This is a genomic window from Dyadobacter endophyticus (assembly GCF_014641595.1).
GTDB classification, from domain to species: Bacteria; Bacteroidota; Bacteroidia; order Cytophagales; family Spirosomataceae; genus Dyadobacter; species Dyadobacter endophyticus.
This window is the reverse complement of the sequence record NZ_BMIA01000001.1, coordinates 392467-409249: the sequence shown is the minus strand read 5'-3', so window position 1 is coordinate 409249 and position 16783 is coordinate 392467. Positions and strand designations below refer to the sequence as shown.

At 50.5% G+C, this 16783-nt stretch carries 8 protein-coding genes; 2 read left to right on the top strand and 6 right to left on the bottom strand.

All coding sequences use genetic code 11. The features are described 5' to 3' along the window. Positions 1-18: 18 nt before the first annotated feature. From IEY24_RS01720 to IEY24_RS01705, 4 genes are all read right to left on the bottom strand, one after another. Positions 19-1605 (bottom strand): RagB/SusD family nutrient uptake outer membrane protein, encoded by a 1587-nt coding sequence (locus tag IEY24_RS01720; RefSeq protein WP_188928058.1) that lies wholly within the window; start codon positions 1603-1605, stop codon positions 19-21. A gap of 30 nt (positions 1606-1635) precedes the next feature. Beyond that, positions 1636-5160, bottom strand: a complete 3525-nt coding sequence (locus IEY24_RS01715) for a SusC/RagA family TonB-linked outer membrane protein (RefSeq protein WP_188928056.1) — start codon at positions 5158-5160, stop codon at positions 1636-1638. Next, a complete protein-coding gene (locus IEY24_RS01710; protein WP_188928054.1) occupies positions 5153-6163 on the bottom strand; it encodes a FecR family protein in 1011 nt (336 codons plus the stop codon). The genes IEY24_RS01715 and IEY24_RS01710 overlap by 8 nt, the downstream gene beginning before the upstream one ends. A gap of 139 nt (positions 6164-6302) precedes the next feature. Beyond that, complete coding sequence (locus IEY24_RS01705) at positions 6303-6953, bottom strand: RNA polymerase sigma-70 factor (RefSeq protein ID WP_188928052.1); 651 nt, start codon at positions 6951-6953, stop codon at positions 6303-6305. A gap of 489 nt (positions 6954-7442) precedes the next feature. On the opposite strand from IEY24_RS01705, the gene IEY24_RS01700 reads away from it, so the two are divergent. Then, the gene (locus IEY24_RS01700) at positions 7443-8003 is read left to right on the top strand and encodes a helix-turn-helix domain-containing protein (protein ID WP_229221177.1); all 561 of its coding nucleotides are present in this window, start codon (positions 7443-7445) and stop codon (positions 8001-8003) included. Positions 8004-8157: 154 nt separating this feature from the next. Beyond that, positions 8158-9399: an ice-binding family protein gene (locus IEY24_RS01695; protein ID WP_188928050.1), complete on the top strand. Its 1242-nt coding sequence runs from the start codon at positions 8158-8160 to the stop codon at positions 9397-9399. Between the two features lie 129 nt (positions 9400-9528). Here the strand turns inward: IEY24_RS01695 and IEY24_RS01690 are convergent, their stop codons facing one another. Both IEY24_RS01690 and IEY24_RS01685 read right to left on the bottom strand, forming a co-directional pair. Beyond that, a complete protein-coding gene (locus tag IEY24_RS01690; protein WP_188928048.1) occupies positions 9529-15417 on the bottom strand; it encodes an Ig-like domain-containing protein in 5889 nt (1962 codons plus the stop codon). Positions 15418-15580: 163 nt separating this feature from the next. Further along, on the bottom strand, positions 15581-16603 hold the full coding sequence (locus tag IEY24_RS01685) for an LLM class flavin-dependent oxidoreductase (RefSeq protein WP_188928046.1): 1023 nt from the start codon (positions 16601-16603) through the stop codon (positions 15581-15583). Positions 16604-16783: the final 180 nt, after the last annotated feature.

Sequence of the window (16783 nt, the reverse complement as noted above, 5' to 3'; positions counted from 1 at the left end):
AGGAGACGATTTCATCAATTAGTTCCAATCATCACTGATGTCTTTGGCCACGAGCGGATTGGTATTTTTCTCGGTCAGGGGAATGGGAAATAAAACGTGTTTGTCCTGAAAGAAAGATTGGCTGGAAGCAGGATATTTGGCTTTCTTTTCTGCATTCAGGGTTTGCTTTGCGATACCCCATCGGATCAGGTCGAACCAGCGCACCTGCTCACCGGACAGTTCAAGCTGGCGTTCCAGCATGATCTTTTTCATCGCTTCATCCTTACTGCCGAGCGTGGTGTAGGCAAATGCAGCGGAGCGCGTACGCACCTTATTGATCAGCGGCAGGGCCTCGGCGATTTTACCCGAATTCACATGTGCTTCGGCCAGCATCAGCAGCACATCGGCATAGCGGACAACCTGCGAATTGATGTCCGATTGAGGCAATTCTCCTTTCTCTTTGTATTCGTAAGGCTCATATTTCCGCCACCGGTAACCGTTTCCATTTTCCGCATACGGGTAAGGTTTGGCACCTCCTGTGCAGTTGTCGCAATAGGTGACGTCTCCCCCACTCGCCTTATCGCCGTAGAACGTGTTTTTAGCTCTCGGGTCCACGTAAGTTTTACCTGCTTCATCCTTGTAAGTGAAAGCATTAACGGCGGCGTCGGAGATAAATACATTTCGCCAGTCGTTCCACCCGTATTCCATAGCACGGCCGGTCAATGTATTTTTTCCGCTTCCCGACCCTTCCTGCGACCCGAACATATAATAAGGGCTTCCTTCTGCCCAGCCGCCCCATGCCTTATGAGGAATATCGAAAACCGTTTCAGCATTTTTTACCGGCGATTTGGTAAAGAGCTCATCCAGGTTCGGGACAAGGTCGTAAGCGTAAGGCGCTTTGGTCAGCAACTCGAACTGGGCGGCTGCTTCGGCATATTTTTTCTGGTACAAATAGGATTTGCCCAGCAATGCAATGGCTGCACCCTTGGTAGCCCTACCCAGGTCGGCAGCAGGGTTCGCATAAGCGACAGGCAATCCGGCAATGGCATTCGCCAGGTCGGATTCCACCTGTTTCCAGACCTCTTCCGTGCTGGCTCGCGGCAAATAAAATTCGCTGTTTTCAGTGTAATCCTTGCGAATCGGCACCCTTCCCCAAAGTGTTACGAGCAGAAACTCCGCATAGGCCTTTAAAAAGTAAGCCTCGGATGTGTACTGCGTCAGTTTCGCTTTATCGGCGTCGTTGGCGGGAACCACCTTCGCAGCCTTATCGATCACCAGGTTCGCCCTGAATGTGACTTTATAGGCAGTAGACCAGAGATCATTGATCTGCGCATGATTGGGTGCGTAGCTGTAATCGTGCAGCTGTAACACGTCCCCCAAAAGCGGCGCATCAGCCTCGGCCTCATTGCCGGTCAGATCCATGAGATAGTAGAAGTCCCTCGAATACAGCCCTTTGTAAAGCATCAGACCATAAGTGGCCGTTACGGCTTCCGAAATAGTGGCTGGTGTAGTGAAATAGGTATCGTCGTTGTAGCTCACCTGGTTTACGACATTGTCCAGTGAATTGTCGCATCCGGCCATGGCCAGGCAGGCCAGCGTTCCCAGTGAAATTATCTGTTTTTTCATGATGCCTCAATGAAAATGAATGTTAAGAATTTAAAACCCAACCTGGACCCCGAGAAGGAAAGTACGCGGTTGCGGGTATTGACCGGTATCAACGCCTTTGGTGAAAATGAACGACTTGGCGTCATTCACACTCGCGCTGACTTCCGGATCATAGCCCTTGTAACGGGTGAGAGTAAGCAGGTTCATGGCCGTGGCGTAGACCCGAAAGCTTGAAAACACCTTTGTGTTGCCGGCATTTAGTAATGCTTTTGGAATGGAAAATCCGACAGTCAGATTGCGGAGGCGCATAAATGAGCCGTTTTCGAGAAAGCGATCGGAAGCGCGCAGGTTGGAAGGCGTGTTCTGGCCGGACCTTGGCATGTCGGTAATATCACCGTCCTTTTTCCAGGCGTCCAGAACGGCCGTCGAGGAGTTGAAGGGGCGGGTTGTTCCCTCTGTCCAATAGCGCAATGCATTATAAACCTTCACATCGCCGATCCCCGCAAGGCCCATCGACAGGTCCCAGGCTTTATAACCCAGGCTCACCGAGCCGCCATAAGTCCAGACCGGAATGGCCGAGCCCAGAAATGCCTGGTCCGAATCGGTAATGCGCCCGTCCCCGTTCAGATCCTGGTATACGATATCTCCCGCCTTCAAACCATCCTGATAGGCTTTAAAGCCGTTCGCAATGGCCTGCTCGTTGTATTGGGCCACCTCGGTAGCGCTCGACACGACGTGGTCGACTTTGAAACCATAGAACGAACCGATTGCCGCACCCACATCGGTTTTGGTGATATTAATCCCTCCATTGGTACCGCCGCTGATGATCGGCGCCCCGTTGCCCAGCGAAACGACATTGTTTTTGTTATAACCGGTATTCGCTGAAATACTGTAACTGAAATCGCCCGCCTGGCCCGCATAGGAAACTGCCGCTTCAAAGCCTTTGTTGACGGCGTTGGCTGCATTCTGTACCATGCTCGCATCGTTGTAAACATCGCCCAGGCCCGTCGAAACCGGGAGTTTTACATCCAGCAGCAGGTCTTTACTGTTGCGTTTGTAGTAGTCCAGGCTTACCTGAAGTCTGTTTTGCAAAAGATCAAAATCAACACCGAAATCGACCTGTGTAGTCTCTTCCCATTTCAGGAACGGGTTGGGCACGCGGGTAACAGTCGCACCTTGCTGGAATGCCTTGTTTTCTCCAAAAGAATAGACAATGTTGTTGTTTCCGTAACCACGGTAAACGGTCGGGTCAGTTAGGAAAAGGCCGATGTTGGCGTTTCCGGTAATGCCCCAGCTTCCGCGGAGTTTCAGGTCGGAAATGAAGGTGACGTTCTTCATAAAGTCCTCGTTGGCTAACTTCCACGCCACCCCTACCGACGGGAAGTTCCCTTTCCTGTAAGCTTTCCCAAATGCGGGGTTAATATCCTGCCGTATGGAGGCATTCACCAGGTACCTGTCATGAAAAGCATAGGTAATACGGCCGAAATACGATCGCGACGCATAAATGCCCGAGCCGGCACCGGTAATGCTGTTGGATTTGGAAACGCCGATCTGTTTGATGAGGTCATTGGTAAAACCCGCCCCTGTGAGGTTGACGCTCCGACTTCTGTTACCTTCATTGAAAGTGTTACCCACCATGAGCGAGAAGTCGTGGCGGCCGATCGTTTTGGAATAGGTCAGAATATTTTCAACAATCGGCGAGACCGCGAATGAATAGCTCTCATCGATCTTGCGGTCCGTTCTGGTATTGCCGTTCAGATATTCACCTGTGTAATTGTAACTGTTGCTATTAGAAAGACCAATATTTGCCTGCGTTCTGAATTTGAGGCCATTGATAATATCTACCTCTCCCCAAAGCTGGAACAGATTGGAGACGCCGCGGGAAAGTTTCTCGGTCAGGTAAATGCCCGGCAAGGGGTTCAGGGCGTCGTTCTGGTCGAGAATGGTGGTAACTCTGCTGTATCCGCCCAGGTTCGTCGGGTCCAGCGTAGGCGCGTAAGGCGGCATCCGAAGCGCCTCCACGAAGCTGGCGACGTTACCTGTTGTTTTGGTATATTTAAAATTGATGGTCTGCCCCAGCCGTATCCGCTTGCCGATCTGCTCTTCCAGCTGCGTCCGCAAATTGATGCGCTGGTAGCCGTAATCCTTCATAATACCATCCTGATTGGTATAACCGGCAGAGAAATTATAGGTCGCTTTTTCGCTTCCGCCTGTCACATTTAAATGGTGCTCGGTGATCTTCGCATTCCTGAAAATCTCCTTTTGCCAATCGGTGCGGGTTACCAGTACATCGGGCGTATTGAGCTTGTCGGGTACCTTGTTCCCTTGCGCTTCATTGATGTCCTTCACCAGCTGAACATACTGTGCAGCATCGAGCATATCCAGTTTTTTCCATGGTTGCGAAACGCCCACGTAACCATTATATGTCACTTTCGGAGTGCCGGCTTTGCCTTTTTTGGTAGTAACTAAAACCACACCATTCGCTGCCGATGCACCGTAAATAGCCACCGAAGCGGCATCTTTCAGCACCGTAATATCCTGGATATCATACGGGCTTACAGAATTGATATCACCTCCCTGAATGCCATCGATCACATACAACGGGTCCGAATTAGTAAGGGAGCCTACACCGCGGATGATGATTTTGGCATTGGAACCCGGCAAACCGCCTGTATTCACGATCTGCACGCCGGCAATTTTTCCCTGCAAAAGCTGCTGGGCGGAGGTGGTCGACACATCGCCGAATTCCTTGCGGCCCACTACGGAAACTGCTCCCGTGAGGTCCTTCTTTTTAGCCGTTCCGTAACCGATCACGACCACTTCTTCTAACGCCTTGGTATCCACCAATAGCGAAACATCTACCACCGCACGATTGCCAACAATCTCTTCTTTGGGCAAATATCCCACAAATGAGAAGATCAAAACGGCGTTCGCATCTGCGCCAGTGATTTCATATCTACCGGCGATATCTGTTATCACCCCGCGCTGCGAGCCTTTGAGTACCACACTCACGCCCGGAAGCCCATCTCCGCGTTCATCGGTCACTTTGCCTTTTACAGTAACTTCTTCGGGACTCACTTTGGCGGTTTTCAAAACGGCAATAGTAGGCCTTCCCACGGGTTCGGTCGACATCGTCGGTGCCGAGTTAGCGCTTTCGAGGGTGGCAGTTCCGGTTTCGGAGGTCCTTTTCTCAAACCTTGGCACGATCACATATGCCTCTTTTCCTGCCTTTTTAAAACGGAGGTTGAATGGTTTGAGCAGGTCAGTCAACTGCTTTTCCAGCTTGCTACCATCCTGGCGGTAATCCGCTCCCGTCACTGTGATATTTCGTACTGTCTCCTCTTCAAACAATATACTCACCTGGTGCTGCTTGCCCAGGTCCACGAGCAGGTCTTTCAGGTTTTTGGCCCTGTTGCGGCTTTCTCCATGCTGGCCCTGGCGCGAACCAGCCTGGGCCGCAATCGGCTGGGCCGCAATAGGCTGGCTGGCCAACGAAATGCCCTGCGCTATGCAAAGTTGCTGAACAGATAACATGGTCAGCACGATACGGGTTTTTTGTAGAAATCTGCTACTCATGATTCGGGTTAGTTACTGATGTTCTCAATTCGATGAATTCGCTATGTTTTACCACTTCCAGATGGAGCAGCTCGGATAAGATGGCCAGCAAGTCTTCGGCCTGCCTGGCTTTGTAGACGCCGCCAATGCGGCGCTTACCCAGAACGGGATCAAGTATACGCACATCTACTTTGAAGCGGTCGTTCATCTGTTCCACCGCCTCCGATAAAAGGGTATTGTCGAAATAGAACATATCCTGCTTCCAGGCCACGAATGCGGCTGGTTTGGATGAGGACGTAAGGGTAAACGCGCCGTTGGATCCGGTAGCGAAGAGGTTGCCAGGCTTCATGTAAAGCTGCTTTCCCTTAGGCAGGCTCAGTTTTACTTTGCCTTTTGTCAGGAATACTTTGGTGCCTCGTTTTCTGGAAAATGCAACAAATTCGGTACCAAGCACTTCTATCACATAATCATGATCCATTCGCACGATAAAGCGGCTATCCTCCCTGGTATGAACGACTTTGAATTCCGCCTCTCCTTCCAATGTCACCTCCCTGTTGCCCGAACCGAAACCGAGCCTCGGAACGAGCAAGACAGAATTAGCATTGAGCACCACCTGCGTGCCGTCGGAGAGCTGATAGGACGAGATACGCCCGTTACCGGAAACCAGCGATTGGTACAGCAGCTCATTTCTAAAAACAAAACCGGCTACCATCAGCACACAGGCGGCCGCGGCGCTGTACAACCAGGGGTTTTTCCAGAAAATAGACCGCGTCGACACAGGTTGCGACAATGGGGCCTGCTTGCCGGCATCCTCGTTGTTGATCAATGAAATGTAATTTGACAGCGCGTGATCCATCTTCGGTGAGAACTGCGGATGGCGGCTTTCCCACTCATCCAGATATTGATAATAAAGCTCCTCATTATGCGGATCGGCAAGCCAGTCCTCGACGAGCTTGCGCTGAATGGATGTGGTCCGTCCATCAAAAAAATCGAACAGGACATCTTTGGGTAGGGAATCTTTCATTTTATGCTTTTTAGCTTTTACGGGCTTTTAGGATCCTTTCAGGGCAACCACAACACCATTGTCCGGCAGGACACGGTGATGTTTATTTCAAAGGACAGACAAGCAGGATGCGCGCATCCCCATGCCGGGCCTCACACTTTTATTGAAAGCAGAAGACAAGACATATAAACCAACTGTCTTTCAACCCGTTGCGAAGCCTTGCAATGGCACGGGTAATGAGTGCCTCCACGGATTTGGGGGTAATCTGAAGCTCGGCAGCGATTTCTTCCAGCGTTTTGCCTTCTACACGTTTCAGCAAATACGCTTTCCTGCATTGCGGCGGCATCTCCTGCACAATGCGCTCCACCTGCTGGTAGAGCTCATTATATTGCAATGCCTCGCAGGGATTAAGCGCATGGGCCGCGAAAGGCGCCGTCAGCGTCTCCATCGGGGAAGTGCGGTTCAAGTCCCATTTCAGGTAGTTGTACGACCGGTTACGGACCGATTTGTACAGATAAGCACGGTAGGAAGTGGTGACCAGCTCAAAAGTGCGGCTTTGCCAGAATGCAGCAAACACTTCCGAGACGATATCCTCGGCCACTTCTCTGGAATGAACAAAGCGGATCGCGTGGTTGCATAAATTGGTGTAGTACTTCCTGAAAAGCAGCTCGCATCCCTTTTGAGGCTCCCGGCTGAACATTTCACGGATGAGGTATTCATCGTGGAGCATGACCGGTTCGTTGTCCTGCGCAGAAAGATCCACGATCTCGGGCGATTGGAGCGGTAATTTTTTGGTAGAATTAATGGCCATAGCGTTTCATTAAACCATTTGCAGATTTTGCAGTTCGATCTTACAGACAAGTCAGCATGACCCATCCCCATACTATAAATAATATTTTTTTTTCAGCAAATAATTCAATTAACACCAGTTTGTGCGATAGGATTTATATTGCATAAATTATTCTCTCTGTTTTCCTGACTGAGTTTTTTACTTCTTAAATCAGGAAATCGACGATACCCTGGTCGCAGAACTCTTTTGTGGCGTGTTTTTCTGTCCGCAGAGCTAGTATTATGTTTTGAAATTTTGGGACATTTTTGTGGTGAATTGAAATTTCATCCGGCCGTTTGGCGTGGTTATTGCTAGTGTATCATTGGTATTGAATTAAGTCCCGTCCGACATGGATTGCATAATAGGTGATCCGAATTTGACGCAACAAATTAGAACCGCATTTAACCCACTAAAGACATATGCAATAAAATCTAAACTGGCTGACAAGGCTGATGACTAAACTGTGCACGGATGAGACTTTACATTAAATATATGGTCAGTTTGCGGTGCAAAATGATGGTAAAAGAAGAACTGAAAAAGCTTGGCATCAGGTATACTGATCTTGACCTGGGTATGGTGGAAATACTTGAAGAAATGACAGTCAAACAGCGGGAGCGGCTGAAAGCAAATCTGCTCAAATCAGGACTTGAATTACTGGACGACAAAAAGAGTATACTGATCGAAAAAATAAAAAATGTGATCGTTGAAATGGTACATTACTCCGACGAATCGCCTAAAATCAATCACTCCGAATACATCAGCAATAAGCTCGGTTACGATTATACGTATCTTGCCAACATATTCTCCGAAGTGAAGGGTATTACCATACAGCAGTTTATTATTATAAACAAAATTGAACGAGTAAAGGAGTTGATGTTATACGATGAGCTCAACCTCACAGAGATTTCCTATAAGCTGAATTACAGCAGTGTCGCTTATTTGTCTAACCAGTTTAAAAGAATTACAGGTCTTAGCCCATCCTTTTATAAGCAATTAAAAGGAAAACGAAGCGGGAATCTTGAAAACATATGATTTGAAGAGGTAATAGTAAAGAAAACCTATCACTTTTTATCCCAAAAGAAATGTGTGAATATGGTAACTATTTCTACACTTTTTGTAACACTATTGGATAGCAAAGGGCTCATCTTTGCATTGTGAAAATTATTTCACAGCTATTCCAAATGATATGAAAAAGTCTACATTCATCACGCTGGCCGTCATTATTTCAGCCGCTTTCACTGCTGCACCAGGTTTGGCCCAAACGGCGCCGAGCTTAGGAACCGCAGCCGGATTCGCCCTTTTTACCTCCGTAGGGGAGTTTGCCAACACCGGTACCACCACCGTAACAGGTGATATTGGCAATGGTGCTGGTGCCGTAACGGGGGATGCAGTAACAGTTACAGGTAATACGCACTTCGGAGATGTGGAGGGAGTCGCTGCTACGTTAGCCGTTGCAGCAGCCTACGCGCAACTGACAAACCCCATTTTAAACCCATGCGGAAATACTCTGACTTCCCCTATCGGCGGTGGCGCTACATTTGCTCCCGGGGTTTATTGTAGTACAACGGCTACGGTCTTGACCGGAGACCTGACTTTGGATGCAGGAGGCGATCCGAACGCAATATTTATTATAAAAATAGACGGTGCGCTTTCGGTAACCGCTCCGGTAAACATTATACTAACGGACGGTGCATCGCTTCAAAATGTTTACTGGCAAGTTAATGGTGCGGTCAGTTTAGACGCCGGGGCAGCTTTTAAGGGGACCGTAATCAATGTCGGCGCGATTTCACTTGCCTCGGGAGCTTCCATTTCCGGCAGAGCCTTTTCAACGGCAGGAAAGATTTCGCTTAACAACAATATTGTTTCCAATGAAGAGGTTGTTTTGCCTGTTACGCTGGTAGCTTTTACCGTCAAAAAAGGAGAAAATCAGACTGCTTTGCTGTATTGGGCTACTACTGCGGAAACAAATAGTGACCGCTTTGAAGTTGAGCACAGTTCGAAGGGTAAAATCTGGAAAGAGATTGCAACAGTTACTTCAAAAGGTGAAAGCCGCGAACTGATGTCCTATTCTTTCACTGATACGGCGCCGGAAGAAGGGAATAATCTTTATCGTTTAAAGATGATAGACAAGGACGAGAGTTTTACGTATAGCAGTATACGGAGCATTAGTATAAATTCGAAAAGCAAAACAGCTTTATATCCCAATCCAACCACTGCTCAATTAATATTGGAGGTGAGCGATATCAGCAAGATTGAGCGTGTACAATTCAATGATATGTCCGGAAAGTTGATTTTGGATCAAAAAAGAAGTTCTTTATCAGATATCCGTACTTCTTTCAATGTGAATAATTTTCTTTCCGGCTTATACATAGTAAAGGTGACACACACGAACGGATCAGTTGATGTGATGAAGATAGTGAAACGGTAGCCCGGGCTGGCCTTGCTATACGCACACTATTATAGTGAAGGTCCGGATTAAATCAACCGCCATAAAAAGTCCGGATCAACCTGGGCTGATCCGGACGGAAACTATTAATTACGAACTGAGACTAAGCTACTAGCGCTTCACAACCTTCAATACAACGCCTTCCCGCGCTGAGCCTACCTTAATCAGGTAAAGCCCTGCGGTTTTGCCGAGCGGCAATGTATGTCGCTCCTGGTCGGCTGGTTTTGGGATTGATTTGCTAAACAAAGAACGGCCATTCACGTCGGTAACCGTCACTTGAAGCGGCAACGCATTGGCGCCGGTTATGACAACCTCGGCCTCATCGCTGCTTATTGGATTTCCCATCAGCGTCGCGGTCAGTTTGGCTGGTGCTATTTCATTTTCGATTACACCAAACCGGCCATTTGCCTGAGCTGCCGGTTCCTGGCCATACACGAGCTGCCCTTTGTAATACACGGTTATCTTGTTGTTTTCCACAGATGGCGCCGCTGCTTTGAAGGAATAGTCATTGGTTTCATCAAATGCAGACCAATCCGATTTCGCGATCCGGTACTGAATGTTGCCGGTGCTGCTGAGCGGGTACAGTTTTCCAAGTGAAGGCGCCCCTTTCAGCTCGAAATAGGTGTTGGCATTGGCTCTCTGCTGGTTGCCTGTGAACTGGCCGGAGATATTTCCGGCGCCGAGCTTGGCAAAGTCGACCCAGTAGTTCAGGCTCGCGGTGCCCTCGGACGTAAACCAATAGCGAACAGAAAGATCCAAATAGTCCACCGGCACATTGCCGGCGTTTTCCACTTTGATCCACGTGCTCAGCGAGGTCGGTGAAGCGCTGGTGTTTTTGTTTTCGGAAAAAACCTTCAAACTCTGCACCACCGCAGCCGTGTCGGGCTCAATGCCCCACCACAGCTTACCGTTGCGGTACAATGTAATATGGTTGTTCACCACATATTCAGAACTACTTTTGAACGAATAGTCATCGGCCTCAGCAAGGTTCTCCCAATTCGCATTGGCAAACCTCGACTGTATCGCTCCCGAGTTCGCACCCGCATTCAGGTTACCCGCAGATGCGTTGAATGTATATTCGACATACCCCAATGCGCCCTGGCGTGGCTTATCAAGCGCTACATAAGCCATGGAAACCTTACCATTCCCGATTTCGGCATAGTCGATCCATTTGCTGATGCCCGCGTAATTTTCGGCGGTAACCCAGTAACGCGCAGTTAGCTCGCTGTAAGGAATGGCAGCGGGGCTTTCGTTGGCAATGGTCAGGTAAGGTTTGATGTTGTTATTATTCACCTGCCCGTTGTCACCATCCTTGTAAAGCACTTTCAAGCCCGATGAAACCACCAGCGTTCGGCTTGAAGGCTGGGCCGGGCTGTATGTGGCATTACCACTTTGCGAGGCCGTAATAACGGCGCTTCCCGGTGCAACAACCCGCACTTTTCCGTTCGAGACAACGGCCACGGTCGTATCCGAGCTTGCATAGCTCACCGGCAAACCGGAGCTTGCCACCGCACCCGGGTCGAAATCAGCATCACCGAATGTCTTGGTCGGCAAGCTGTCCAGCGAAACGGTTTGGCCGATCAATGCAGGAGGCGTGATGGCCAGGCAGAAATCGTCCAGCAAAAGATTACCGGTCGGGCCGGCTTTGGAAGCCCAGAAACCGATGGTAGCGGCATTGGCAGGGGCGAGTTTGGTGACAGTATATTTGGTATAAACCGTGGCCGTAGGCGAAGGATAGATCTGAAACTGCGTGGAGGCGGTGGTAATTTTAGCACCTTGCGCATCATAGAAATCAATCCCAACACCAGCCCACCACGGCATGATCAGTTGGGCAGGGTTACCGGGATTCGGCGTACCTTCCACTTTGGCCCAAACATCGAAAGTGATTTCCGAGCCTGCCGTAACCGTAATGGTTTTTCCATAATTAATAGCGCCCTGGTCTGCTGTGATAACGGCCGCTTTCAATCCGCTCTGGGTGGATGTGCCTATCGTTGCCACTCCGTTGTTCGGGTTTCTGATCCAGTTTACAAAACCGCTTTCAAAACCATTGTTGGTAAGCACCCCGCAAGATCCTGCGCTCACCACCGTAAGGGCCGAGGCGGAGGAAACGCCGCCTGCATCCTGTGCAGTCGCGTTAATGCTGGCCGTGCCGACTCCCACCGCCGTTACGATGCCGGCTGTGTTCACCGTCGCAATCGCAGGGTTCGAAGACGTCCAGACAACCGTTTTGTTGCTCGCATTTAGGGGAGCGATCGTCGCCTTAATGGTTGTCGTGTCGCCCACGCCAACGGTGGCGGCTGGTTTGTTTAATGTAACAGCGGTAATCAGCACATTGGAAGCGGTAACGACGCTGCTTGCTGTTTTGCCGCCGTCTTGTGTGGTAACTGTCACAGTCGCCGTGCCGGGCGCAATACCTGTGAGTACACCGTTTTGATCTACTGAAACAATGCCCGCGTCGGAGCTCGACCAGGCCAGTACCTTATTGCTGGCGTTGGCTGGCTGAATGGTTGCGGCAAGTGTAGTGGAATTGTTGACCCCGACCGAAGCGGTAGAGGGCAGCGTTACGCCGGTTACGTCAATGTTATAGGCTGTAATCGTCGACGAGGCTGTTTTGCCGCCTTCGTCGGTGGTGGCGGTGACGGTAGCATTGCCCGGCGAGATTCCCCGCAAAAGACCGTTTGCATCAACCCCCACAACGGATGTGTTCGACGAGGTCCAGGTAACTTTGCGGTTTGTCGCATTGGCCGGCAGTATCACGGCTGATAACCTGGTGGTATCCCCCACACCTACCGAAGCCGTGGCCGGGTTTACGGCCACTGAGGTCAATGGCGTCAATCCTACTTCTATCGCGTTGATGGCGGGATAGTTTAAATTTGCAATAGGCCGGAACACCATCCGGATCTGGCCAGCAGTAGTTGATCTGATGGCAAACTCCCGAACGATGGCTTTATTTCTGCCGCCAGCTTCCGTGAAAATGTCAAAGTTTTTAAGCAGTGTGTCCGCGCCGACCGTCATATGAAATTTCCTTTTTCCTGCTGTAATAGTCGTTGAGATTTCTGCAAAATGCAGTCTTACCACATACAATGCATTCGGGATCAGGTTATCATATTGGTAGATCAGCGGCTGTCCGGCGTTACGCTGGGTTTTGTAGGCATCAGCAGGCGCAGGGTTTACTACTCCGCTCAGATCTATCGCTGTCGTAACAGTAGAAGTCCACATAGATGCGGATTGCGGTGTATCTGCGATAAAATTGCCGATGGTAGGGCCGCCGCAGTTGTTGGCAATAACAACGGTTCCAACTGTCAACAGGGATGTCGCTGTTTTTGCGCCGTCATCTGTGGTAACGGTAATGGTCGTTGTGCCCAGCTTTAAGCCTGTAACCAGTCCGCTGGGGTTGATCCGGGCAACGGTTGTGTCTGATGAAGCCCAGCTTACTTTCTTGTTGGTTGCATTGGCGGGGGCCACCGTTGCGGTCAGATTTCTGCTCGTACCTAATCCTATTGTGATCGCAGGGTCAAGCACTACTCCCGTCACACCAATGACGGGCGTGACCTTGATACTGCTCTGGGCTGTTTTCCCACCATCCTGCGTGGTGACGGTAATGGTGGCTACACCAGCAGCCACGCCGGTAACCAATCCGCTTGCGTTAACGGCAGCAATGCCCGCGTCGGAGGATGTCCAGCTCACGGCATTGTTGGTCGGGTAAGTGGGTGTGAGCGCAGCTTTCAGTTGTTTGGTAAAACCCACTATCACAGAATCCGCAGCGGGTGTTACTGCCACCGAAACTACTGGCCCGCCCGATGGCTCACCTACAAAAATTCCGTTTCCGCCGATGCCCAGATATACCCTGCCGTGCAAGTCGGCAGCCATATTGCTCACGATCCCCGGAACCGGGTTGGCAATCGTCGTCCAGCTGGCCCCATTATCATCGGAACGGAACACACCGTAGGAGACACCGTTGATGGCAGTGCCTTCCGAGCTCACGTAGATTACCGGATTGGAAGCAGCCGTCGTATCCGCCTTCCCGACAGCTACCCATTTGGGTTTGGTAATTACTGTGGGGTTTACTTTGGTAAAACTCTGGCCACCATCCGTAGAGTGAAAAAGCCCGTCGCCCGAGAATGCGATCCACAAATCTCCTTCCTTGCCCGGGGTTGTTTCCACATTCATTTGCGCCACATTGCCCACATTAGGCAGGTTCGTAGCAGCAGTTGCCGCAAAGTTCACACCGCCGTCCGTACTCACATACATCTTGCCCGCAGCATAGATATAAAACTTGTTGCCGTTCACCTTGTCGGCAGCCAGCGGGTTCATTCCCGCCCAGATCTCGTAAATACTGCCCGGTTTTAAAACTGCATTGGGCACCCCGTTACAAGCCGTCCAGTTTACCCCCAGGTTGGAGGACTGATAGGTAAGGCCGCCTTGGGTCACCCAAACCATTTTGGTGCTCGTTGCCGAAACGGCAATCCTGCCCCTTGTTCCGGGCAGTGAGGCGAATTTAGTATAGGAAGCTCCGCCATTGGTGGAATAGCCGCCTATCCCTGTACCATTCCAGCCATCGCTGCCTACCCTGGCGATAAAGTCAGGATTTGAGTATTGGATTGCGCCGCCGGATGTGTTGGTACCCGTATTGGTTGCAAAAAAACTGGATATTCCTTTCGCCGGTGGCAAATCCAGCGATTTATGGTCAAAACCACCGACATCACCGGTGGTCGATACCAGAAAATTGGAGCCGGAAGGCGGGCAAACCAACGGACCGGCTACGACTATTTCTTCCAGGCCGTTATTACGCAATTTCCAGGTAACCCTGCTCGCCCACACATTCGTCGTCTGGCCTACATCGAGCATATCCGAAAACCAGACCTGGCCTGCATTGAATGGGTCCCACACAAAGCCATTGATATTGTGACCAATATTTCCGTCGGCACCGCTTCCACTTGAATGCGGGGCCTCGGTTACATCCCGGGTAGCGGGCACCAGCGCCGTCCAGCTCCCGCCACTTCCGCCCGTCGTGCTGCGGTAAGCGATATCGTGGTTCCATGAACCGGTCGTTGTAACTATGATCTCGTTGCTGTTGGCAGGATTCACACCCACACCACTGAATTCCTTGCCGGTAACCGGGGTAATGTCGACCCAGCTGCTGCCATTCCATTTGTTTAGCGTCATTCCTCCCAACGGGCGGTTCGCATTTTGCGGCAACCTCGTCACGAAAAAGGTACCGTCATTACTAATGCTCGCGCGACGTGGCTCAGTGGGGCTGCCAGCCATCAATGCAAACGTATTTCCGCCGTCGGTGCTCCGGTACACGCCATCGCGGCTGCCCAGAAAGATATTGCGGGTGACGCCGTTCACTACCCCACCGCTTTTGTCGAAAAAGATAAAACGCCCCGGCAAGTTATCCGGCAATGTCGTATTTACCTTCGTCCACGAGCCAACCGCGCCCGCGGCGGTACTTTTATAGGTTCCATTTGCGCGGGTGGTGATATACACGACATTGCTATTGTTGGGATCCACCGCCAGCCGGTCCGAATAAGTCTGATCGCTGTTGGGTAGCACCTGTATCGGGAGCTGGCAGTCTGTCCAGGTAGCGCCCCTGTCGGTCGATTTCAGCACCGTTCCCGGGGAAGTTCCACCGCCTGGAACGGTGCCCTTACCTGTCTGGTGGGTCGCGTACAAGATATTTCCGGTCGCATCACTTGGGTCAAATGCGAGGTCGCCGCATTTGGCCGCGGCTTCCCAGTTCCAGTAGGTAGTGGGAATTTTGTCGTACCACATCAGGTCTTCCCATTTCTGGGCTGCGTGGTTCCACCGATAGGGCGTACCTACATCGGTGGTAATGAAAAAAAGGTTAGGGACTTTTGGATGCGCTTTAATGCTTGTAACGTTGCCGCCTCCGCCCATTTTCACGGGCCGCCAGTTGTAAGTCTGTGCGCTGGCGAAAAAATGTAAGGCGCCTGTCAATGCAATCAACAGGGCCACCATTCGGATTGATCTTTTCATAAATGTTGCTTTTCGTAAGATGTAACTCGTAAAACACCTCTTACAGACAAGCAAAAAGAAAAATCCCCATATTAGAACTTGATATTTTGCAAAAATTTACCAAAACTGTTACTAAAACCCGTCCTGGTCCACGAAGTTTCGTAAGAATGCAACCCTGCCAGGGTTAGCTGCTGAAAAAACTTTCATCCTGAATACTTTTCAACACCTCGTAGCTGTGGATACGGGCCTGAGGATCGTAGATGTGGCTGGTGACCATCAACTCATCCAGCTGCGTGCGTTGTTGAAAATCGGCCAGCCCGCTGCCTACTGTCTTCCTGTCGCCGATAAATGTAAACTTCATCATTTGTCTTACTGCCTCCTCCTCATATTCTCCCCAAAGTCCTTCCATACTCTCCACAGGTGGTTGTAATGCCCGCCGCCTGCCGGTAATGATTCCGGTAGCCAATTGAAAAAAAGAGGTCGCAAGCCACTCGGCTTCCTCGTTCGTATCGGCGGCAATCACATTTACACAGGCCATTACATACGGGCGGGCAAGGTGTTGCGACGGCCTGAAATTTTGCCGGTAAAGTGCTATCGCATTCAGGAAATGTGTAGGTGCAAAGTGGCTCGCAAATGCATAAGGTAATCCCATATGGGCAGCAAGTCGGGCACTGTCAGTACTCGAACCCAGTATCCAGATCGGGATGTCCAGCCCTTCGCCGGGAATAGCCCGCACCTTGGAGCTGCTGTTGTCTGCCGAAAAATAGGTTTGCAATGCAGTCACATCATCTGGAAAATCCTGGGCGGATTCCATATGGTTACGCCTAAGCGCTCGGGCAGTAACCTGATCGGTCCCAGGGGCACGCCCAAGCCCCAGGTCGATACGTCCCGGGTAAAGTGAGGCAAGCGTGCCGAATTGTTCGGCAACTACCAGCGGCGCGTGATTGGGCAGCATAATCCCGCCGCTGCCCACACGGATGGTATTGGTGCCGCCGGCAATGTAGCCAATCAGTACGGACGTAGCTGAGCTGGCGACGCTTTCCATATTGTGGTGTTCGGCAAGCCAGTACCTTCGATAACCAAGTTCTTCGGCGCGCTGCGCGAGCCGGAGACTATTCCTAAATGTGACGACTGCATTATTACCCTCAGTGATCGGTGCAAGGTCAAGAATGGAAAGTGGTATATGCTGAACAAGTTTGTTTGCCATATCGATTAAGTAACTAAACGGATCTTCTCAGTAGAAACATTTAATGAGCTTGTGAGTTCCTTTTTGCCGGCCGCCGCAAGCTTTGGGTTGTTTTGTAAACATTTTACATTTCATTAACAACATTTTACTTTTGAAAGCTTCCCGATATTTCCTGCCAGCTACCTTTACATTCTTGGTTCA